Below are 21803 nucleotides of genomic sequence, written 5' to 3'. Positions count from 1 at the left end.
GCCGGCAGATCTCCGCGTACTCGTCCGAGAACTCCGCGAGCTGCGCGGCGTACTCGTCGCCAGCTCGAACTGCGGAGGTGGTGCTCTCGGTCATGGAACAAGTCCACCATGGACCACTGACATTCCAGATGCTGAGCGGTCTCGGTTGTGGGAGTTTTCCGTGTGCCCTTCGACACGCTCAGGGACCAAAGACAGTGAGCACATCGACACCCTCAGGGACCGGAGACAGTGAGCCCTTCGACACGCTCAGGGACCGGAGACAGTGAGCCCTTCGACACGCTCAGGGACCGGAGACGGTGCGCCCATCGACACGCTCAGGGACCGGAGACAGTGCGCCCTTCGACACGCTCAGGGACCGACACTCACCGCCTTCGACAACTCAGGGACCGGCACCCATCGTCCGACGAGAACCGGAGGGACCGGACGTCGGAAGCGATACGCGAGGCTCGGGCACCGGCGTCTGCCGGGCACACCCGCTGATCACACCCCAGTCACGCCGCCGCCGGGGCGGCGATGTTCACCATCCACGCGACACCGAACCGGTCCTGCAGCATGCCGAAGCTGTCGCCCCACGGTGCCACGGCGAGCGGCTGCTGGACCGTCCCACCCTCCGCCAGCCGGTCGAAGTACCCGGTCAATCGTTCCTCGTCCTCGCTCGGGCCGCTCAGGGACATCGAGAACCCGCCACCCTCCTGATGCTCCATGTGCCTGGGCGTGTCCGCCGCCATGAAGACGACCCCGGCGTCACCGGTGAGCTGCGCGTGCATGACGAGGTCCAGCTCGTCCGGTTCGACCTCGACCCCGAAGTCGCGGAAGGTCGACAGCAGCAGTTCACCACCGAAGACCGAGTGGTAGAACTCCATCGCCTCGCGCGCCACACCGCGGAAGCTCAGATACGGATTGAGCGTCGTCATGATCGTCCCTCTCGCCTGGACAGGTGCATCGTCGCACTCGTCTCGCGATCATTCTCACGCGAGGCCTTCGGATGCGCGAGCACCTTCTGCCGCCGTCGCCACGAGGGGCCGTTCGGCCCACGGCTACTAGGCTCGTCTGGTGCCCTCGCAACCACATCCCCTCCGCATCGCGATGATCTCGCTCCACACCAGCCCCGGTGACGAGCCGGGTTCCGGTGACGCCGGCGGGATGAACGTCGTGGTGCGTCATCAGGCCGTCGCGATGGGCGCCGCGGGGCACGAGGTCGACGTCATCACCCGGCGGTCCTCCGCCGACCAGCCGTCCACGGCTTCCCTCGCCCCCGGCGTGCAGCTGCGGTTCCTCGATGCCGGACCCGCTGAGCCGGTCGCGAAGGGTCGACACGAGGAGTTCGTCGAGGACTTCCGTTCGGAACTCGCCCGGCTGCCGCGGTACGACGTCCTGCACGCCCACCACTGGTTCTCCGGCATGGCCGCACTCCCCCTCGCGCGTGAACTGGCGGTTCCGCATGTGCAGAGCTTCCACAGCATCGCAGCCGAGTCGACAACGCCGCTCTCGCACGGCGAACGTGCCGAGTCCCCCGGGCGTCTGGCCGGCGAGGCATGGCTCGCCGCGGAGTCGGACGCCGTCGTCGCGATCAGCGCGGCCGAGGCCGACACCGCGATCACCCGGCTCGGAGCCCGCCCCGATCGGGTGTCGATCGTGCCGCCCGGTGTCGACGGAACGCTCTTCCATCCGCTCGGTGGTGCCCGTTCCGGTCGTCCGACGGCGGTCGTCGCCGGTCGCCTCCACCCGCTGAAGGGCTTCGACCTCGCCATCGAGACCATCGCCGCGGTCCCGGCCGAGCTGCGCCCGGAACTCGTGATCGCCGGGGACGTCTCCGTCGACTACGACCGCTATGCGGAGGAACTCGCCGCCCTCGCCCGTGACCTCGGCGTCGCCGACGACGTCCGCTTCGTCGGGCCGCAGTCGCGGGTCGGGCTCGCCGGCCTCTTCCGGGAGAGCTCGCTCGTGCTCGTCCCCTCGCACTCGGAGACGTACGGTCTCGTCGCGCTCGAGGCCGCGGCGAGCGGCGTGCCGACGGTCGTCGCCGCCTCGGGTGGCCTCCGGGAGGCCGTCGTCGACGGGGAGACCGGCATCGTCCTCGAGTCCCGCGATCCAGCGGTGTGGGGAGCGGCCGTCGCCGGGCTCCTCACCGATCGGACGCGACTCGCCCGCCTCGGCAGCACGGCTCGCGAGCGCGCCGAGCACTTCGACTGGCAACGCTCCGGTGACGCCCTGGTCGACGTCTACCGGCCACTCGTCACCACTTCCCGCTCCCGACGAGGCGCGTCCGCGGCGACGTCCGCGTCGTGAGCGACGACCTCGGATCGGTGCTCGAGCGGGCACGGACGGTCCTGTTCGCGCACGCGCACCCGGACGACGAGACGCTCGCGACGGGGGCGCTCATCGCCGAACTCGTCGCCCGCGGGATCGAGGTCGTCCTCGTGACCGCGACCCGCGGGGAACGCGGCGAGGTCGTCGACGGCCCGCTCCGCACGCTCGCAGGAACCGCCGCACTCGCCGCCCACCGCGAGGCGGAACTCGCCGCCGCGTGCGCGGCCCTCGGGATCACCGCGCAGCACTGGCTCGGGACGCCGCCGGCCGCTCGACCGGGGACGACGACGCGGTACGTCGACTCCGGCATGCGCTGGGTACGGGAGGGACTGGCCGGGCCGGCCGACGACGTCCGACCGGACGCGTTCTCGCTCGCACCACTCGACGAGGTCGCCGGAGACCTCGCCGCCCTCATCGGACACGTCTCCCCCGATCTCCTCATCAGCTACGACCACGGCGGTGGCTACGGACACCCGGACCACCTGAGGATGCACGAGGCGGCACTCGCGGCAGCAGCGCGGACCGGGACGCCCCTCGCGGAGATCGTCCACCACCGGGAATACCTGGACGTGGACCACGATGACGCCGTCTGGTTCGACCTCGAGCACCGGCTGCCCGAGGTCAGCCGCGCCCTGCGCGAACACGCCAGCCAGCTGACGGTCGACGGCGCGCAACTCGTGCACTCGGGTGGTCAGCGGGAGGACATCACCACCTCGGTGGGTCTGCGACTCCGGTCCCGCTAAGCGGTCGCCGGCTGGCTCCGGTGCTCCCGAGGCATGCGGACTGCGAGCACCGGGACGAGCAACATCAGCACGACCGCCGACCCGAACGCAGCAGGGAACGAGAAGGCGTCGAGCAGTGCCCCGGCCACCAGCGGGCCGACGATCGCGCCGAGGTCCGATGTCGCCTGGAAGACCGCCACGGCGCGTCCGCCCCGCCCGCCTGCGGCGTCACCGACGGCAGCCGCCGGCGCCGTCCCGAGGAAGGCCGCCGCGACGCCGTAGACGCAGAGCGCGACGACGAGCAGCCAGAGCTCGCCGACGAAGGGCATCGCGAGGAGGGCCAGCGCGGCGACCGGGAAGGCGACCAGCATCGCCGGGCGTCGACCGACGGTGTCGACGAACCGACCGGCCGGCCCGAGCGCCAGCGTCTGGGCCACGGCCGCGATCGCGAACGCGACGCCGGTCCAGGCCGCTTCCTCGTGCAGCGCTTCGACGACGAGCACGGGGACGAGCGCGCCGCGGACCCCCATGGACGCCCAGCCGTTGGCGAAGTTCGCCAGGAGGGCCGCCTGGTACCGACGGTCGCGGAGGACGGTCCGGAACGGTTCGGCGGGTGCCGTGTGCTCGGTCGGTGCGGCGATCCGGCTGCCGCGCAGCATGACGAGGCCGAGGACACCCGCGATCGCGAGCGTCCCGGCGTAGAAGAAGAACGGCGCGGTGAGGGAGATGGTCGCGAGCAGCCCTCCGACGGCCGGGCCGGCCATGCCGCCGACGAGGAACCCGCCCTGGTAGAAGCCGACCGCCCGGCCCCGGCGGTGCGGTGCGGTCGTCCGCAGGAGCAGGGTCATCGCTGCCACCGAGAACATGGCCGAGCCGATCCCTCCGACGCCGCGGAGGAGCAGGAGCTGCGGGTAGTCCGCCGCCAGGCCGACGAGGGCGCTGGAGACGGCGACGATCCCGATCCCCGAGGCAAGCACCACCCGCTCGCCGATGCGGTCGACGAGCGCCCCGACGAACGGGTTCGCCACGAGCCGCATGAGCGCGAACACGGAGACGACCGCTCCGACCTCGAGGTAGCCGACCCCGAAGCTGCGGACGTAGACCGGCAGCACCGGGATTACGACCCCGAAGCCGAGCATCACGAAGAAGGCGACGCCACCGAGGACGAGGACCTCGCGACCGAGCGGCTCACGACCAACGGCTCCCGCTCCGCCTGGGCGACGGAACGGGAGCCGGATCATGGTTCTCAGGGTATCGGTGCGATCAGCCGATCGTCGCCGTGTCGATGACGAAGCGGTAGCGGACGTCGCTGCGGACGACGCGGTCGTACGCGCCCTCGACCTCGTCGGCGCCGATGAGCTCGATCTCCGAGCCGATACCGTGCTCGGCGCAGAAGTCGAGCATCTCCTGCGTCTCGCGGATGCCGCCGATGTTCGAGCCGGCGAGCGAACGACGGCCGCCCACGAGCGAGAACACGCGGAACTGCTGGGTGTTCTCCGGCAGGCCGACGAACACCATCGAGCCGTTGAGCTTCAGCGTCGACAGGTACGCGTCGATGTCGAGGTCGGCCGAGACGGTGTTGATGATGAGGTCGAAGCGACCACGGAGCGACTTCAGCGTGCCTTCCTCACCGGTGGCGTAGTAGTGGTCGGCTCCGAAACGCTTGCCGTCGGCCTCCTTGGAGGTCGTCTGGCTGAGGACGGTGACCTCGGCGCCGAGCGCGTGCGCGATCTTCACGCCCATGTGGCCGAGGCCACCCATGCCGACGATCGCGACCTGCTTGCCGGGACCGGCACCCCAGTGCTTCAGCGGGGAGTAGGTGGTGATGCCGGCGCACAGGAGCGGGGCGGCCACGTCGAGCTCGATGCCCTCGGGGATGCTCAGGACGTAGTTCTCGTCGGCGACGATCTGCTTGCTGTACCCGCCGTAGGTGGGCTCGCCGTCGTACTCGCGTCCGTTGTAGGTGGCGACGTTGCCCTTGAGGCAGAACTGCTCCTCGCCGGCGACGCAGTTCTCGCACTCACGGCAGGAGTCGACGAAACAGCCGATGCCGACGCGGTCGCCGACCCGGTGCTTCGTGACGCCCTCGCCGACCTCGGTGACGACACCGGCGATCTCGTGACCGGGCACCATCGGGAAGATGGCCTTGCCCCACTCCTCGCGTGCCTGGTGGATGTCGCTGTGGCAGATGCCCGCGTAGAGGACGTCGATCACGACGTCGTTGGCCCGCGGAGCGCGACGCTCGATCGAGCCGACCTCGAAGGGGGCGTCGGCAGTGGGCTTGATGATGGCGGCGACGGTGGTCATAGGACTCCTCGAGCTGTGGGGGTTGGGGGTGCCGTGGGGCGGGGTGATCGCGCCGGACAGCACCTTCGACGCTAGCAGCCCACTCCGCCCGGGCCTCCCCCAAGAGCTCATGCGCGAGGTGTGCTACGGCCGACCCGCCAGGTGTGAATCCCTGCAGAGTTGCTTGGCAGTTCCCGCAGAGGATCGCCGAGCTGGTGGCGCACCCGGCCGAACCCGAGCAAGGTGGGGAACTCGTATTCGCGAACGGAACGGAGAACACACATGCTCACCCTGACCGAGAACGCCGGCCGAGTCGTCAAGACCCTCGCCGAGAACGCACCACTCACCCCGGGACTGGTCGTCCCGGACGACGCGTCGTCGCTCACGCACGGCGCCGGACTGCGCATCAGCAGCTCCGACGACAACAACTTCGAAGTCACCATGACCGCCACGCCGCACGAGGCGGACCAGGTCATCGAGAGCGCAGGAGCCACCGTGTTCCTCGAAGAGTCCGCAGCGGTCGCGCTCAGCGACGCCGTCCTCGACGCGCAGATCGACGAGCAGGGCGGCGTGCGCTTCGCCCTCGGCAAGGCCGAATAGCCCCGTACACGCACGGAACGCCCGGTGATTGACGATCACCGGGCGTTCGTGCGTCCACGGGTCACTCCTCGGGATGCTTCGCGCGACTCGGCTGCACCCGCGGCGGCTCCCCCGGCATCTTCGGGAAGTCCGGAGGGAACGGGAGTTCGCCCAAGCCCTGCTCGAGGTCCCGCTCCCACCACTGCAGGAGGACGTCGATCCGTCCGGGGTGATCATGCATCCCCGCCCACGGGTCACCCGTCGACCGCAGCCGCTCGGGCACCGTCCGGACCGTGAACGCGCCAGGATCGATCTCCGGCAGCTCGTCCCAGGTCACCGGGCACGAGACCGTCGCCGCCGCCAACGCACGCGGACTGTAGGCACCCGCCATGGTCCGATCCCGGTTCGCCTGGTTGTAGTCGACGAAGATGCGCTCGCCGCGTTCCTCCTTCCACCAGGAGGTCGTCACCCGAGCCGGATCCCGCCGCTCCAGTTCGCGCGCCGCGGCGATCACGGCGTGACGGACGTCCAGGAACTCGTACTCCGGCTCGATGGGGGCGAACACGTGGACCCCGCGGTTCCCTGAGGTTTTCACGAAGCCGGTCAACCCGGCCTCCGTCAGCAGCTCCCGCAGTGAGCCGGCCACGCGGACGGCGTCGGCGAAGTCGGTGCCCGGCTGCGGGTCGAGGTCGATCCGCAGCTCATCGGGCCGATCGGGGTCGGCCGCCCGCGACGGCCACGGATGGAACACGACCGTGTTCATCTGCGCCGCCCAGACGACCGCGGCCGCCTCGTCGAGCACGAGCTGCGGGTGCTTGCGCCCGCTCGGGTACACGACGTCCACGGCGCGCACATACGCCGGAGCACCCTTCGGCGGGTTCTTCGAGAAGAACCACTCGCCGTCGACGCCGCCGGGGAATCGCTGGAGCGACACGGGCCGGTCCCCGTTGGCGGCGAGGAACGCCGGCGCCACCTCGATGAGGTACTCGGCGAGCTCCTGCTTGGTGATGCCGGGCTCCTCCCACAGCACGCGCTCGGGACTCGACAGCCGCACCTCCCGGTCGCCGTCGGGTCCGGGAACGGTGAGGACGATCGCGGTGCTGGCCATGTCGAACACGGTACGCGTCCGTCCGGAAGTCGTCACGAGGGTGGTGCTCATGGCGGGAGCGGAGTAGAACGGACACGTCCGCCGGACACACAGGCGGCCCCACCCTGGCGAAGGAGCCACCATGCGCGAAGTCCATGCGTCGCTGTTCCAGTCCGTCGACGGTGTCGTCGAATCCCCCGACCAGTGGCAGTTCGACCATTTCGACGCCGACATGGGCGCGATGATGACCGAGGCGATCTCGCCGATCGACGACGTCCTCCTCGGCCGCGTGAGCTACGAGCAATGGAGCGGATTCTGGCCGACCGTCGGTGGTGACGACCCGTTCGGCTCGTTCATCAACCCGGTCCGGAAGCACGTCGCCTCACGCACGTTGACCGGCCGGCTGGCGTGGGAGAACGCGACGCTCATCGACGGCTCGCTCGAGTCCTTCGTCGCAGACCTCAAGGAACAGGACGGTGGGCGCATCGCCGTGCAGGCGAGCATCTCCGTCGTGCGGCAGCTCCTCTTCGCCGGCCTGCTCGACCGCCTCACGCTCATGATCCACCCGGTGGTCGCCGGCGCCGGGCGCCACCTGTTCGAGCCGAGCGACCCCGTGACGCGGCTGGAGCTCGTCCGCTCCGTGCAGACGAGCTCCGGCAACGTGCTCTCGACCTACGCACCCCGCAGCTAGCGACGCGCGCGGGCGGACTCAGCCCAGGTGGACCGCCTGCTGGTCACCGGAGGGCAGGAGGTCCTCCTTGCGGCCGCGGATGCAGACCACGGCGATGAGGCTCGCGACAACGAGTCCGACCGCAGCGGCGATGAATGCGGCCGAGTAGCCCTGGGTGAACGCCACCAGCTGTGACGCTTGATCGGTGACGGTCGCCTGGTCGGTGACACTGGCGTAGACGGTGGTGAAGACCGACAGCCCGATCGAGCCGCCGATCTGCATCGAGGCGTTCGCCGTTGCGGAGGCGGCTCCGGCGTCGTGCGGGGCGACACCGGTCAGCGCCAGGTTCTGCATCGGCACGAAGACCATGGCCATGCCGATCCCGAGCACGATGAGCGCCGGGAGCACCTGCACGAAGTAGTTCCCGTCGGCGGTGATGCGGCTGAGGTACACGAGGGACACCGCAGCGATCAGCGGACCGACGATGAGCAGGGGGCGCGGACCGATCGCCGGCAGGAGCTTGGTGGCGATGGGCGCGACGATCATGATCGCGACGGTCATCGGCAGGGTCGCGATCCCCGCCTCGAGCGGCGGGAAGCCGAGCACGATCTGCAGGTGGAAGGTCAGGTAGAGGAGCGCGCCGATCATGACGCTGCCGACGATCATCTGCATGAGGAACGCTCCGCCGCGCACGCGGTCGGCGACGATCCGCAGCGGCAACAGCGGCTGGGCGACGCGCATCTCGATGACGACGAACAGCGCGAGGAGTCCGGCGCCGAGCGCGAGGAAGCCGATGGTGTCGATGCTGCCCCAACCGCCCTCGGCGAGCGTGAAGCCGTACACCAGGGAACCGAGTCCCAGGATGACGGTGATCGCGCCGAGCCAGTCGTAGCGGTTGTCGCCCTCGGCCTTGCTCTCGGTCACGAGGATGAGTCCGGCGATCAGGCCGACGATGACGAACGGCACGTTGACGAGGAGGCACCAGCGCCAGTCGACGAACTCGGTGAGCACCCCGCCGAGGATGAGGCCGACGGCCGCGCCGGCTCCGGCGACCGTACCGAAGACGGCGAAGGCCGTGTTGCGGTCGCGGCCGTGGGTGAAGGTGACGGTGAGCAGAGCGAGCGCCGCAGGAGCCATGAGGGCCGCGAAGACCCCCTGGAGGCCGCGGGCGACGATGAGTTCCGTCCCGCTCTGGGCGAATCCGCCGAACGCCGACGCCGCTCCGAAGCCCACCATGCCGACGAGGTAGGTGCGCTTCCGGCCCCAGTAGTCGGCGATCCTGCCGCCGAGGAGGAGCAGTGCGCCGAAGGCCAGCGCGTAGGCCGTCACGACCCACTGGCGCTGGGTGTCGGACAGGTCGAGTTCGCGTTGCGCGGCCGGCAGGGCGATGTTGACGATGGTGCCGTCGAGGACGACGATGAGCTGTGTCATCGCGAGGACGACGAGCACCCACCAACGGCGACCGGTCGAGCCGGACGGTGGTGCGGTGGCGTGGGATGCGGTGGCTGCGGACGCAGACATAGGGGACCTCCGAGCGAGGGGTGCGGGTGCTGGGGGTTTCCAGCCCCAGATCGATGCTCGACACACGGCGCGAATGCAGCACGGTGCGGACGATCAACCACCCCAACCACGAAGTCGGGCAGGCTTCCAGGATAGCGGATCCCTGCAGCAACACGCCCGACAGACCGTGTGATCAGTCGGCGGTGTAGCGCTCCAGGACCGCCTCAGGCCGTTCCACCGCGGCGAAGTGACCCGTCCCGGCCAACGTGTGCACCCGGAGGTCGGGGACGAGCGCCGCGAGGACGGCCGCGTCGTCGGAACCGACGAAGACGTCCCGGCCGCCCATGGTGCAGCGGACGGGGCAGCGCACACCGCGCCACCCGTGCAGGTCGTAGGCGGCAGCAGCGCGCGTCGCCGCCAGGAAGGTCGCGGGTCGCACGTCCGCGGCGAGTGCGTCGACGACGGACCGGTCGAGGTCGCGGCGTCGTCCGAAGAGCGGCGACATGAGCGGTGCCAGGAGTCCGGCGCGGTTCAGGAGGCGGAGGAGCGCAGGGCCCCGGGAGCCCAGCACCTCCAGCACGCGCATGCCGATGAGCATGCCCGCGAACCACGGCAGGCGGACCCCACCCGTCACGGGGTGACGGATCGCCTCGACGACGCCGACGCCGGTCGGAGAGACGAGGTCGACGCGGATCGTGGCGTCGGGCTCGCGGACCGCGAGGTCGAGCGCCACGAAGCCGCCGAGCGAGTGCCCGACGACCCGCCAGGAGCGGTAGCCGAGCGCTCTGGCCACGGTCGCGACCGCGTCCGAGAGCGCCCCGACGCTCACCGGATCCCGAGTGGCCGTCGGCGATTCACCCCAACCGGGGAGGTCCACGGCGATGACGTCGTCGACGACCGCGCCCCGCTCGTCGTCGGCACGGAGGAACGGCGACCAGGTCGTCCAGGAGCCCGCCGCCCCGTGCAGGAGGATCGTCGCCGGTCCCCCGGCCTCACGACCGGCTCGCACGGTGACAGGCCCGATGTCGGTGTCCACCGTCACGCGTCCGAGTCCGAGGGCGGTCTCATCGGCGGTGATGACGGAAGCACGATCGGGCACGGCGGGACGGGAGTGGTTCGAGGGCATGCGGATCATTCGGAAACGAGGCGCCATCCGGATCGGATGTCGGCGACCCGTCGGCCCGCGTCCCGGGTGCGCAACCCCCCGTCGGTGCGACTCGACGGCGGCTAGCGTGGTCTGATGCCTTCGAACGCACGCGCCACCGCAGACCAAGCCGCAGGGACCGCCAAGAACAGCACGACCCTCCGAACGCTCGCCAGAACCGGCCACGCCGTCAACGGGCTCCTCCACGTCCTCATCGGCGGGATCGCGATCTCGATCGCGCTGTCCGGCGGCGGATCGGGCGGCGGGGACGCGGACCAGTCCGGTGCGCTCAAGACGCTCGCCGGCACGCCGGGCGGAATCGTGATCATCTGGGTCGTCGCCGCCGGCCTGCTGGCACTCGGGCTGTGGACCGTCATCGCGGCGTTCCTCGTCAGCGAGTCCGACACCCGGAAACGGTGGAGCAAGCGCATCTCGACCGCCGGACGCGCGATCGCCTACCTCGCCGTCGGATCCACGGCGCTCACCTTCGCCCTCGGCGGCAGCAGCGACTCGTCGCAGTCCAGCAAGGGCCTGACGGCGACGCTCCTCTCCTCCCCCGGCGGGGTGTTCGTCGTCATCGCCGTCGGCCTCGTCGTCATCGGCATCGGTGGCTTCTTCATTTTCAAGGGTGTGACGCAGAAGTTCCTCGAGGACGTGCACCCGCCGACCGGCACGACCAAGCGGGCCGTCGTGGTCCTCGGGATCGTCGGATGGGTCGCCAAGGGGGTCGCCCTCGTCACCGTCGGGATCCTCTTCATCGTCGCCGCAGCCACGCAGGACGCGGAGAAGGCCTCCGGGATGGACGGCGCCGTCTCCGCGCTCGCGGCGCTCCCGTTCGGCGTCGTGATCCTGCTCGTGGTCGGTCTCGGCCTCATCGCGTACGGGCTGTTCTGCGGTGCCCGCGCCCGCTGGGGCAGCCTCTGACCCGTTGAGGCGAACGCCTCGGACGGCGACGCGGCGGCGTCAGCTCCAGACGATGTCCTGCAAACGCTTGCGTTGCGACTACCGTTAGGAGTATGACGTCTTCTGATTCCACGACGCAGCCCGAGGCGGAACCCGCCGGCGCTACGCAGACCTTCTCCGACCTCGGCCTCGACGACGCGGTGCTCAAGGTACTGAAGGATGTCGGTTACGAGACCCCGTCCGCCATCCAGGCGGCCACGATCCCGCTGCTGCTCGAGGGACGCGACGTCGTCGGCCTCGCCCAGACGGGAACCGGGAAGACCGCCGCATTCGCCCTCCCGATCCTCTCCCGACTCGACCTCGCGCAGAAGACGCCGCAGGCCCTCGTCCTCGCGCCGACGCGCGAGCTCGCCCTGCAGGTCTGCGAGGCGTTCGAGAAGTACGCGACGCACCTGCGCGGCGTCCACGTGCTCCCCGTCTACGGCGGCCAGGGCTACGGCGTGCAGCTCTCCGCGCTCCGCCGCGGCGTCCACATCGTCGTCGGCACCCCCGGTCGCATCATGGACCACCTGGAGAAGGGCACCCTCGACCTCACCGAGCTCAAGTACCTCGTGCTCGACGAGGCCGACGAGATGCTGAAGATGGGCTTCGCCGAGGACGTCGAGACGATCCTCGCCGACACCCCGAAGGAGAAGCAGGTCGCCCTGTTCTCCGCGACGATGCCGTCGTCGATCCGCCGTATCTCGGCCAAGTACCTGAACAACCCGGAAGAGATCACGGTCAAGACGAAGACCACGACCTCGGCCAGCATCACGCAGCGCTACCTCACGGTCTCGTACCCGCAGAAGGTCGACGCCCTGACCCGCATCCTCGAGACCGAGAACTTCAGCGCGATGATCATCTTCACGCGGACGAAGAACGAGACCGAGACCCTCGCGGAGAAGCTCCGTGCCCGCGGGTACTCGGCCGCGGCGATCAACGGCGACGTGGCGCAGGTGCAGCGTGAGCGCACCGTCAATCAGCTGAAGGCCGGCAAGCTCGACATCCTCGTCGCCACCGACGTGGCCGCGCGAGGCCTCGACGTGGAGCGCATCAGCCACGTCGTGAACTACGACATCCCGGTCGACACCGAGTCGTACGTGCACCGCATCGGACGCACCGGCCGCGCCGGCCGCACGGGTGACGCGATCAGCTTCGTGACCCCGCGCGAGCGCCACCTGCTGAAGGCGATCGAGCGGGCGACCCGCCAGCCGCTCACCCAGATGCAGCTGCCGAGCGTCGACGACGTCAACGCCACGCGCCTCACGCGTTTCGACGACGCCATCACCGAGGCGCTCGGCCAGACCGACCGCATCGAGCGCTTCCGCGAGATCATCGGCCACTACGTCTCGCACCACGACGTCCCCGAAGCCGATGTGGCGGCGGCCCTCGCGGTCGTGTCGCAGGGTGAGACGCCGCTGCTGCTCTCCGCCGAGGACGAGCGTCGTCGTCGCGAGGAGTTCGACAACACCAACCGTGGCAACGACCGCGCCGGTCGCGACCGCCGCGACTCCGGCGACCGCGGCGCGCGGTTCGACCGCGGCGACCGTGGCGATCAGGGCGACCGTCCCGAGCGTCGCAGCCGTCCGTCCAGCGGCCCGATGGCGCCCTACCGCATCGCGGTCGGTCGTCGCCAGAAGGTGGACCCGCGCCAGATCGTCGGGGCGCTCGCGAACGAGGGCGGCTTGAAGCGCGAGGACTTCGGCGCGATCCAGATCAAGCCGGACTTCTCCATCGTCGAACTGCCCGCGAGCCTCGGCAACGACGTCTTCGACCGGCTCGAGAACACCCGGATCAGCGGCAAGCTCATCGAGCTCCGTCCCGACCGTGGTGGTCCCGCACGCCGCCGCGACGACGAGGGCGGCACGGGCGGCGGGTCGTACGACCGCAAGCCGCGCTCCTAGCGCTCCGCGCACACGACGAGGGCCGGACGGAATCCCAGGATTCCGTCCGGCCCTCGTCGTTCCGCACCAGACGGCGTCGACCTCAGTCGCGGGGGTCGAGGACGCTCGTGACCACGGTGTAGTCGGCGTCGAGGGCGACCTCCATCTCGTCACCGTTGTCGAGGAGCACGTCGACCTCGAAGGCGACGCCGGGGTCGTCGCTGCGGTCGACGTCGGTCACCGTGCCACCCTTGGCCTCGGCGAGGGCCGCCTTCGAGGCCGCGTCCGACTCGTCCTGGGTGAGCGGCACGTCGTCGGCGTCCCGGACGTCGCGGTCGTCGCTGGTTCCGGCGGCGTCGTCGGCGGTGGGTCCACCGTCGCGATCGACGTCCGCCGCCGATGCGACGCGGTCGTCGTCCGCGTCTCCGAACTCGTCCACCGCGTAGGCGGCTCCGGCTCCGCCGAGGGCGAGGGCGCCGACGACGATCGCGGTGATCCAGACGGGCTTCCGGCGCCAGAACGTCGGCTTCGACGCGGGGATCCCGGCGTGCTCGGTCGTACCGGTCCGCTCGGTCTGCTCGAAGGGCTCGATGCGCTCGGTCGCTGCGGTGGGGTGCTTGGGGTCGGTGGGCTGAGAGGCTGCGTTCTCGTTCATGTGCCCCAGACTGTCCGAGGAGCGCTGAAGCGCGCCTGAAGCGAGCTGAAGCGGCGTTCAGGAAGCGGTCGAGGCGGGGAGCACGACGACGCAGGCCGCTCCCCCGAGCCCGCTGTCCACCAGCTCGACCGATCCCCCGTGGAGCCGGACGACGTCGGCCACGATCGCGAGCCCCAGGCCCGATCCTCCGGCGTCACGGGAACGGCTCTCGTCGAGGCGCACGAAGCGCTCGAACACGCGCGCACGCAGCTCGACCGGCACACCCGGGCCGTCGTCCTCCACGGCGATCCTCACGGACCGACCGTCGGACGAGCATCCGAGACGGACCACCGAGCGCGCGTGCCGCGCAGCATTGTCGACGAGGTTCCGCACCACCCGCGCGAGCAGCGCCTCGTCGCCATCGACCCTCGCCGCGGCGACCGCCGACGACTCGACCCGCAGCCCGCCGACGGACCGGAGGCGGCCGGCCTCGGCCAGGAGGAGGTCGTCGACGTCGAGGGCGCGCCGCCCGGCCCCGGAGGCCCCCTCGTCGAGTTTCGCGAGGAGCAGGAGCGACTCGACGAGGGTCTGCATCCTGGCGCCTTCGTCGAGCACCGTCGCGGACAGCTCGGCCGTGTCGACCCGGTCCGGGTGGAGCGAGGCGACCTCCGCGTACTGCCTGATGACCGCGAGCGGCGACCGCAGCTCGTGCGAGGCGTCGGACACGAAGCGGCGCTGCGCCGTCTGAGCGTCCTCCAGACGACCGAGCAACGCGTTCATCGTCCCGGCCAGGCGTCCGATCTCGTCGCCGGTCGTGGGCACGTCGATCCGTCGATGCAGCTCCCCCGCTCCCAGCTCCGAGACCTCGCGGCGGATGCGCTCCACCGGTGCCAGGGCCCGTCCGACGAGGAGCCAGGTGAGTGCGCCGATCAGGACGACGAGCACGGGGACGGCGACCAGGAGCAGCACGCCCACGAGCCCGACGGCGTCGTCGGTCTCCTCGAGGGAACGGCCTGCGAGGACCACGAGGTCGCGTCCGTCGACCTCGACGTCCTCGCTCGCGAACAGCACCGATTCGTCGTCGACCACGGCGACGAAGGAGTCGCCGTCGGGGACCGGGGTCGGCAGGTCGACCTCGTCGTCCGTCCGGTCGACGACGCGCCCGTCCTCCAGCAGGACCAGCAGGCGGCCGTCGTCCGCGGGCAGCGTCGTGGCGTCGGCGGCGGTCAGTTGCGCCGAGACACTGTCGGCCTCGGCCGCCGCGCTCTGTTCGACACCGGATCGCAACGTCGCCGAGAACAGCCCGACGAAGACGATGGATCCGACGCCGAGGAACAGGGCGACGGCGAGGACCGAGCCCAGGGCTGCCCGAGCGCGGACGGACCGCCACGGGGCCCGACGGGCGGTGACCGGCTCACGCCGCCCGCCGTCAGCCACGGCCGCCCACGAGTCGATACCCGAAGCCGCGCACGGTTTCGAGCGAGGCCCGCTCGAAGGGCCGGTCGACCTTGTTCCGGAGGTGACCGACGTAGACCTCGACGATGTTGGGATCACCCTCGAAGTCGTCGTCCCAGACGTTCTGCAGGACCTCGCGCTTCGACACGACCTCACCACCGCGCCGCATGAGAAACTCGAGGACCGCGAACTCGCGCGAGGTGAGGTCGATCGGGACGTCCCCACGGTGCACTTGCTTGGACGCGGGATCGAGCCGGAGCTCGCCGACCTCGAGCACCGCCGGACGCTCGCGGGATCCCCGCCGGACGAGCGACCGGATGCGGGCGACGAGCACGGCGAACGAGAACGGCTTGCTCAGGAAGTCGTCGGCACCGGTGTCGAGGGCCTCGACCTGGTCCCAGTCGCCGTCCTTCGCGGTGAGCATCAGGATCGGGGTCCAGTCCCCCGCGTCGCGGAGCTGCTGGCAGACGCGGTACCCGCTCATGCCGGGCATCATGATGTCGAGGATGATCGCGTCGTAGCGGTGTTCGCCCGCCATCCAGAGTCCATCGACCCCGTTCGAGGCGACGTCGACGGCGAAGCCCTCCGCCTCGAGGCCTCTCCGGACGCCGTCGGCGAGCCGCACCTCATCGTCCACGACGAGTATCCGCATCGGGTATGACCTCTCGGCTTCGTGCCGGTCGACGCTCGAGCGGCGCCTCCCAGTCTGGCGCGGCCGAGCTGAAGCAGCGCTGAAGCGACGCGGTCCGGCGCGGACGCCCGTACGCTGGAGCGGTGTCAGCGCCCACCTCCCTCGACCCCTGGGAGCAGTCCGTCGACGCACGGACGGGCACCGCACCGGCACGCCGTCGACTCCCGCTCTACGAAGCGGGGGCGATCCCCGTGCCGTTCGTCATCCGTGGGAACACCGAGCGCATCGCGCGTGACACCCACTGGGACGAACACTCGCACCCCACGCACGAGCTCCTGTGGAACGACCACGGCGCGTCCACCGCCACCGTCGGCGACCGCGTCTGGACCGTGACCCCGCATCACGCGCTCTGGATCCCGGCCGGCGTGCGCCATACGGGCTGGACGCCCGCCGGCACCTGGCAGCGGGCCGCGATGTTCAGTGTGGACCATGCGCCCGCCATCTCCGAGCTGCCGACGGCGGTCGAGCTCACCCCGTTGCTCCGGCTCCTGCTCGACCGTCTGAGTGAGGCCCGGCTCGACGATCGCGCCAGGGCCACCACCGAGGCGACCATCCTGGACGTCCTCGAGCCCGCCGAACACGAACTGCTCCTGCGGCTTCCCCGGTCCGGCCTCGTCGCACCGATCGTCGAACGGATCCGCACGAGTCCGTCCGACGGGACCTCGCTCGCGGAGTGGGCGGCGCTCCTCGGTGTGAGCACCCGGACGGTGACCCGGACGTTCGAGTCGGAGACCGGGCTCGGGTTCGCCCGCTGGGTCGCCACCGCGCGGGTACAGCACGCCATCACGCGTCTCATCGCCGGCGACAGCATCGACGAGGTGGCGGCAGCCGTCGGGTACCGCTCGGCCACAGCGTTCGGTACGGCGTTCCGCCGGGTCACCGGGACGAGTCCGGGCCGGTTCCGCACCGGCTGAGCGGCTGTCGCTCCGCGACCGGGCGTGTCCGATCCGCGAAGGAACGCGTCGGATCCGCTCGATTGCGCTCACACCGAGCGACAGCTAACTTTGGTTAGGCAACCCTTCGTCACCGCCTCTCCCCGCGCGGCGCCGGTCTCCACCGGCCACCCTCTCCGAACCGCAGACGACGTCCTCCGACGCCGTCGTTCGTCGTGCCCGCGCGCCGGCATCAGTCAGCAGCACCCGAAAGGACCCCATGCAGCGCGCACCACGTCTCGTCGCCCTCTCCGCGGCAGCGTTCCTCACCGTCGGCCTCGCGGCCTGCTCCTCGTCGTCGGCCGAAGAGGGGGCCGGCGGCGACGCCGGCTTCACGCCGATCACGATCGAGCACGCCCTCGGCACGACGACGATCGACGCCAAGCCCGAACGCGTCGCCACCGTCAACTGGGCGAACCACGAGGTCCCCCTCGCCCTCGGCGTCGTCCCCGTCGGGATGGCCGCCGCCAACTTCGGCGACGACGACGGTGACGGCCTGCTCCCCTGGGTCGAGGAGAAGCTCGAATCCCTCGACGCCGAGACCCCCGTCCTCTTCGACGAGACCGACGGCATCGACTTCGAGGCGGTCGCCGACACGAACCCGGACGTCATCCTCGCCGCCTACTCCGGCCTCACGCAGGAGGACTACGACACGCTCAGCGAGATCGCGCCCGTCGTCGCGTACCCGGAGACCGCCTGGGGCACGTCCTGGCGCGACACCATCCTCTTCAACAGTGAGGCGATGGGCATGGCCGACGAAGGCGAAGCACTCGTCACCGAGTTGGAGGGCGAGATCACCGAGGCCGCGAAGGCCTACCCGCAGCTCGAGGGCAAGACCGCGATGTTCCTCACGCACGTCGACACGAGCGACCTCAGCGAGGTCAGCTACTACACGACGCACGACACGCGCACCGCCTTCTTCGAGGACCTCGGCCTCGCGTTCCCCGAGAGCGTCGCGACGGCCTCCGCCGAGACCGAGCTGTTCTCCCTCACCCAGAGCGCCGAGCAGGCCGACGCCTTCAGCGACGTCGACATCATCGTGACCTACGGCGGCGACGAGCTCATCGCGGCCCTCGAGGCCGACCCGCTGCTCTCGCAGATGCCGGCCGTCGCCAACGGCGCGATCGTCGCACTCCCGGGCACCAGCCCCCTCGGCACCGCCGCGAACCCGACGCCGCTCTCGATCTCCTGGATCCTCGACGACTACCTCGAGCTGCTCGCGCAGGCGGCAGACAAGGCGGCGTGATCACCGGCACCGCCACCCCACCCGCCTCGGGTGTCGCCGTCGTGCGACGCCCGAGGCGGGTTCGCGGGCTCTGGCTCCTCGTCGCAGCCCTCGTCCTCGTCGCGGCCATGCTCTGCTCCGTCACCATCGGGTCGCGGGACGTCGAGTGGTCGGCCGTCCTCGGCGCCTTCGCCGGCGGTGTCGACGGCTTCGACCAGGCAGCGGTGGCCAAGCGCATCCCCCGGACGCTCCTGGCCGTCCTCGCCGGCGCAGCCCTCGGTGTCTCGGGGGCCGTCATGCAGGGTGTCACCCGGAACCCGCTCGCCGACCCCGGCATCCTCGGCATCAACCTCGGCGCTTCGCTCGCGGTCGTCACCGGCCTCGCCTACTTCGGGCTCGCCGCGGCGAGCACCACCATCTGGGTGGCCATCATCGGCGCCGCCGCCTCCGCCGTCTTCGTGTACACCGTCGGTTCGCTGGGCCGCGGCGGGGCCACCCCGCTGAAACTCGCCCTGGCCGGTGCCGCGACGTCCGCGGCGCTCGCCTCGTTCATCACCGCGGTCGTGCTCCCCCGTGGCGACATCGCGAGCAGCGTGCGCTCCTGGCAGATCGGCGGCGTCGGCGGCGGCACCGCCGTGCAGATCGAACAGGTGCTGCCGTTCCTCGTCGTCGGCTTCCTCGTCTGCCTCCTGTCCGCGCGCGGCCTCAACTCGCTCGCCCTCGGTGACGACCTCGCGGCCGGTCTCGGCGAGCGCGTCGCGGTCGCCCGAGGAGCCGCGGCGCTCGGCTCCGTCGTGCTCTGCGGCGCGGCCACCGCTGTCACCGGCCCCATCGGTTTCGTCGGGCTCGTCGTGCCACACGCCTGCCGGCTCGTCGTCGGCGTCGACCACCGGTGGTTGCTCCCGTTCTCGGCCGTCGTCGGCGCCGTCCTGCTCACGGCCGCGGACGTCCTCGGCCGCATCGCGGCCCGACCGTCCGAGATCGACGTCGGCATCATCACCGCCCTGATCGGGGCGCCGATCTTCATCGCGATCGTGCGCCGCCAGAAGGTGAGCGCGCTGTGAGCGTCGACGAACGGAGCACGCACCCGGCGATCGCCGGGCAGGCGCCGTCCACACTCGATCTCGTCAGCGCGGGACGCCGCGCGCGGATGCGGCGCCGAGGCCTCGTCATGGGCGTGCTCGGAACACTCATCGTCGCCGTGTTCCTCGTGTCCCTCATGGTCGGCAACACGTTCTACCCACCGATCGACGTCGTCCGCGTCATCCTCGGCGACGAGGTCGCCGGCGCGGGCTTCACCGTCGGCCGGCTCCGCCTCCCCCGAGCCGTCCTCGCCGTGATCGCCGGCGCCTCCTTCGGTCTCGCGGGGGTCACCTTCCAGACGATGCTCCGGAACCCGCTCGCGAGTCCCGACATCATCGGGATCAGCGCCGGATCGAGCGCCGCGGCGGCATTCGCCATCGTCACCCTCTCGCTCGGCGCGACCGCGGTCTCGATCTTCGCGATCGTCGTCGGCCTCGTCGTGGCCGTCCTCGTCTACCTCCTCTCGTACCGGAGCGGTGTGGCGGGGACGCGGCTCATCCTCATCGGGATCGGCATCGCGGCCATGCTCGACAGCGTCACCGCGTACATCCTGTCCCGTGCCGCGCAGTGGGACCTGCAGGAGGCGACCCGCTGGCTGACCGGGAGCCTCAACGGCACCAACTGGGCCCAGGTCTGGCCGGTCGTCGCGGCCCTGTTCGTGCTCGGGCCGGTCCTCCTCGGCCAGTCGAGGAACCTCGCCGCGACCCAGCTGGGCGACGACACCGCCGCCGCCCTCGGGGTCCGGGTGGACCGCACGCGGTTGATCGTCATCGTCGCCGCGGTCGGCCTGATCGCGTTCGCGACCGCCGCCTCCGGTCCGATCGCGTTCGTCGCGTTCCTGTCCGGCCCCATCGCCTCCCGGATCGTCGGTCGCGGCGGCTCGATGCTCGTCCCCGCCGCTCTGGTCGGCGCGCTCCTCGTGCTCGTCGCCGACCTCGCCGGACAGTACCTGCTCGGTACCCGCTACCCGGTCGGGGTCGTGACGGGCGTCCTCGGCGCCCCGTTCCTCATCTGGCTCATCATCCGCACGAACCGTTCCGGAGGCTCGCTGTGACGCGGCCCCGGGTCCATCCGACCCCCGTCTCGATCCCGCGCCCGGGAGGCAACCCGTGACCACCGACCATCGGCTCCTCGTCGAGCAGCTCACCCTCGGGTACGGCGACCGCACCGTCATCGAGCACTTGGACCTCACCGTCCCACCCGGCAAGGTGACGGCCATCGTCGGCGCCAACGCCTGCGGGAAGTCGACCCTGCTCCGATCGATGTCCCGCCTCCTCGCACCCCGCGGCGGGCGGGTCGTCCTCGACGGCAAGGAGGTCCACCGCACGCCGGCCAAGCAGCTCGCGCGCACGCTCGGGCTGCTCCCGCAGTCGCCGATCGCTCCGGAGGGCATCACCGTCGCCGACCTCGTCGGTCGTGGCAGGCACCCGCACCAGGGCATCCTCTCGCGGTGGAGCACGGAGGACGACGTCGCCGTCGCCGCGGCACTCGACGCCACCGAGACGAGCGAGCTCGCCGACCGCCACGTGGACGAACTGTCCGGCGGGCAACGCCAGCGCGTGTGGATCGCGATGGCCCTCGCCCAGCAGACGGACCTGCTCCTCCTCGACGAACCGACCACCTTCCTCGACGTCAGCCATCAGGTCGAGGTGCTCGACCTCCTCACCGACCTCAACCGCTCCCGCGGCACGACGATCGTGATGGTGCTCCACGACCTCAACCTCGCGGCACGGTACGCCGACCACCTCATCGCCCTGGCCGGCGGACGCCTCCACGCGGCCGGGACGCCGCACGAGGTCCTGACCGAGGCGACCGTCCGCGCCGTGTTCGGCCTCCAGAACCAGGTGATCACGGACCCCACCTCGGGGAAACCGCTCATGCTGCCCATCGGCCGACACCACGTCACCGTCGGGCCCGGTGCGGGCGTCGACCGCGTCTAGGCTGGGCGCATGGGTGAGGACGAGCGCAGGAGACGGGCGGCCGAGCAGGAGGCACGAGCGCTCCGCGCGCTCGAGGCGATCAGGAACGGTGGCGATCTGGGCAAGGAGACGCTCGACCTGTCGAACGAGTACTCCGACTCCCTGGGCACCCGCGTCGCAGCGTGGTTCCGCGGGGCGAGGCGCCGGAAGGACTGACCCGGGTCAGTGCGCCGCGTCCGGGTGCACCGGGTGGTGGCTCGTGATCGAGACGCGGTTGAAGGCGTTGATGACGATCGCCAACCACCTCACCGCGGCGATCTGCCCGTTCGTGAGCGTCGACAGGTCGTCGTCCGGAAGTCGCCGACGGTGCTGCACGTCCGCGATGAGGGTGACGTCCTCGGTGATCGCGAGCGCCGCCTGTTCGACGGGGCTGAAATAAGTGGTGTCCCGCCAGGCGGAGAGGATCGCCAGGCGTTCGGTGGTCTCGCCGAGCGCGATCGCGTCGGCGACGTGGATGCGCAGGCAGTAGGCGCACCCGTTGATCTGTGAGGCGCGGATCCGGACGAGCTCGATGAGGCGCTTGTCGATGCCGGCGGCGAGCGCGGCACGGCCGGCTGCACGACCGGTCTCGACGAGTGCCTGGTAGACCTCGGGTGATTCCTTGTCGAGCCAGACGTCGGCGCTCATGGGGTTCCTCTCCTCGCTCGGTGGGCGCGGTCCCGCAGCCCCTCGGTCCAACGC

22 protein-coding genes are annotated in these 21803 nt (G+C 70.8%); 12 read left to right on the top strand and 10 right to left on the bottom strand.

Translation table 11 applies throughout. The features are described from left to right. Positions 1–491: 491 nt before the first annotated feature. Positions 492–914, bottom strand: a complete 423-nt coding sequence (locus QRN27_RS17920; RefSeq protein WP_350224109.1) for a VOC family protein — start codon at positions 912–914, stop codon at positions 492–494. Between the two features lie 139 nt (positions 915–1053). On the opposite strand from QRN27_RS17920, the gene QRN27_RS17915 reads away from it, so the two are divergent. Beyond that, on the top strand, positions 1054–2289 hold the full coding sequence (locus QRN27_RS17915) for a glycosyltransferase (RefSeq protein WP_285043387.1): 1236 nt from the start codon (positions 1054–1056) through the stop codon (positions 2287–2289). Then, on the top strand, positions 2286–3053 hold the full coding sequence (locus tag QRN27_RS17910; RefSeq protein WP_285043385.1) for a PIG-L family deacetylase: 768 nt from the start codon (positions 2286–2288) through the stop codon (positions 3051–3053). The genes QRN27_RS17915 and QRN27_RS17910 overlap by 4 nt, the downstream gene beginning before the upstream one ends. On the opposite strand, the gene QRN27_RS17905 is transcribed toward QRN27_RS17910, so the two are convergent. Further along, positions 3050–4273, bottom strand: coding sequence for an MFS transporter (locus tag QRN27_RS17905; protein WP_285043384.1), 1224 nt, complete (start codon positions 4271–4273; stop codon positions 3050–3052). The two genes, QRN27_RS17910 and QRN27_RS17905, sit on opposite strands and share 4 nt — an antisense overlap. Before the next feature lie 22 nt (positions 4274–4295). After that, entirely contained in the window at positions 4296–5339 is a 1044-nt protein-coding gene (locus QRN27_RS17900) for an NAD(P)-dependent alcohol dehydrogenase (protein ID WP_194670159.1), read from the bottom strand. A 261-nt stretch (positions 5340–5600) separates the two neighbouring features. Here QRN27_RS17900 and QRN27_RS17895 point away from each other — a divergent pair, with 261 nt between their 5' ends. Further along, the gene (locus QRN27_RS17895) at positions 5601–5918 is read left to right on the top strand and encodes a hypothetical protein (RefSeq protein WP_056005310.1); all 318 of its coding nucleotides are present in this window, start codon (positions 5601–5603) and stop codon (positions 5916–5918) included. Positions 5919–5979: 61 nt separating this feature from the next. Here the strand turns inward: QRN27_RS17895 and ligD are convergent, their stop codons facing one another. Continuing rightward, positions 5980–7005 carry a non-homologous end-joining DNA ligase gene (gene ligD, locus QRN27_RS17890; RefSeq protein ID WP_285043396.1) on the bottom strand — a complete coding sequence of 342 codons (1026 nt, stop codon included), beginning with the start codon at positions 7003–7005 and terminating at the stop codon, positions 5980–5982. Positions 7006–7126: 121 nt separating this feature from the next. Here ligD and QRN27_RS17885 point away from each other — a divergent pair, with 121 nt between their 5' ends. Next, positions 7127–7675: a dihydrofolate reductase family protein gene (locus QRN27_RS17885; RefSeq protein WP_285043383.1), complete on the top strand. Its 549-nt coding sequence runs from the start codon at positions 7127–7129 to the stop codon at positions 7673–7675. A gap of 18 nt (positions 7676–7693) precedes the next feature. Here the strand turns inward: QRN27_RS17885 and QRN27_RS17880 are convergent, their stop codons facing one another. Then, entirely contained in the window at positions 7694–9175 is a 1482-nt protein-coding gene (locus QRN27_RS17880) for an MFS transporter (RefSeq protein ID WP_285043382.1), read from the bottom strand. 172 nt (positions 9176–9347) lie between these two features. After that, entirely contained in the window at positions 9348–10280 is a 933-nt protein-coding gene (locus tag QRN27_RS17875; protein ID WP_285043381.1) for an alpha/beta fold hydrolase, read from the bottom strand. 114 nt (positions 10281–10394) lie between these two features. Here QRN27_RS17875 and QRN27_RS17870 point away from each other — a divergent pair, with 114 nt between their 5' ends. Both QRN27_RS17870 and QRN27_RS17865 read left to right on the top strand, forming a co-directional pair. After that, complete coding sequence (locus QRN27_RS17870) at positions 10395–11222, top strand: DUF1206 domain-containing protein (protein ID WP_285043380.1); 828 nt, start codon at positions 10395–10397, stop codon at positions 11220–11222. Between the two features lie 92 nt (positions 11223–11314). Further along, positions 11315–13144 carry a DEAD/DEAH box helicase gene (locus QRN27_RS17865; protein WP_285037809.1) on the top strand — a complete coding sequence of 610 codons (1830 nt, stop codon included), beginning with the start codon at positions 11315–11317 and terminating at the stop codon, positions 13142–13144. An 82-nt stretch (positions 13145–13226) separates the two neighbouring features. Here QRN27_RS17865 and QRN27_RS17860 read toward each other — a convergent pair whose 3' ends face one another. From QRN27_RS17860 to QRN27_RS17850, 3 genes are read right to left on the bottom strand one after another with little or no spacing between them, the layout of a single operon-like run. Beyond that, the gene (locus QRN27_RS17860) at positions 13227–13778 is read right to left on the bottom strand and encodes a hypothetical protein (protein WP_285043379.1); all 552 of its coding nucleotides are present in this window, start codon (positions 13776–13778) and stop codon (positions 13227–13229) included. Between the two features lie 57 nt (positions 13779–13835). Next, positions 13836–15194 carry a sensor histidine kinase gene (locus tag QRN27_RS17855; RefSeq protein ID WP_285043378.1) on the bottom strand — a complete coding sequence of 453 codons (1359 nt, stop codon included), beginning with the start codon at positions 15192–15194 and terminating at the stop codon, positions 13836–13838. Continuing rightward, a complete protein-coding gene (locus tag QRN27_RS17850) occupies positions 15187–15864 on the bottom strand; it encodes a response regulator transcription factor (RefSeq protein WP_285043376.1) in 678 nt (225 codons plus the stop codon). The genes QRN27_RS17855 and QRN27_RS17850 overlap by 8 nt, the downstream gene beginning before the upstream one ends. A gap of 122 nt (positions 15865–15986) precedes the next feature. On the opposite strand from QRN27_RS17850, the gene QRN27_RS17845 reads away from it, so the two are divergent. The 6 genes from QRN27_RS17845 (at position 15987) to QRN27_RS17820 (ending at position 21278) form a co-directional block, all read left to right on the top strand. Further along, entirely contained in the window at positions 15987–16817 is an 831-nt protein-coding gene (locus tag QRN27_RS17845) for a helix-turn-helix domain-containing protein (RefSeq protein ID WP_285043374.1), read from the top strand. 238 nt (positions 16818–17055) lie between these two features. After that, entirely contained in the window at positions 17056–18081 is a 1026-nt protein-coding gene (locus QRN27_RS17840) for an iron-siderophore ABC transporter substrate-binding protein (RefSeq protein WP_285043373.1), read from the top strand. Beyond that, positions 18081–19124, top strand: a complete 1044-nt coding sequence (locus QRN27_RS17835) for a FecCD family ABC transporter permease (protein ID WP_285043395.1) — start codon at positions 18081–18083, stop codon at positions 19122–19124. The genes QRN27_RS17840 and QRN27_RS17835 overlap by 1 nt, the downstream gene beginning before the upstream one ends. 86 nt (positions 19125–19210) lie before the next feature. Continuing rightward, positions 19211–20197, top strand: a complete 987-nt coding sequence (locus tag QRN27_RS17830; protein ID WP_285043394.1) for a FecCD family ABC transporter permease — start codon at positions 19211–19213, stop codon at positions 20195–20197. 55 nt (positions 20198–20252) lie between these two features. Beyond that, positions 20253–21083 carry an ABC transporter ATP-binding protein gene (locus QRN27_RS17825; RefSeq protein WP_285043372.1) on the top strand — a complete coding sequence of 277 codons (831 nt, stop codon included), beginning with the start codon at positions 20253–20255 and terminating at the stop codon, positions 21081–21083. 9 nt (positions 21084–21092) lie between these two features. Beyond that, entirely contained in the window at positions 21093–21278 is a 186-nt protein-coding gene (locus QRN27_RS17820) for a hypothetical protein (protein WP_056005271.1), read from the top strand. 6 nt (positions 21279–21284) lie between these two features. Here QRN27_RS17820 and QRN27_RS17815 read toward each other — a convergent pair whose 3' ends face one another. Next, the gene (locus QRN27_RS17815) at positions 21285–21749 is read right to left on the bottom strand and encodes a carboxymuconolactone decarboxylase family protein (RefSeq protein WP_056005268.1); all 465 of its coding nucleotides are present in this window, start codon (positions 21747–21749) and stop codon (positions 21285–21287) included. Between the last annotated feature and the right edge of the window lie 54 nt (positions 21750–21803).

This window comes from Plantibacter sp. LMC-P-059a (assembly GCF_030209505.1).
Lineage (GTDB): Bacteria > Actinomycetota > Actinomycetes > Actinomycetales > Microbacteriaceae > Plantibacter.
This window is presented reverse-complemented; position numbering and strand designations above follow the sequence as displayed.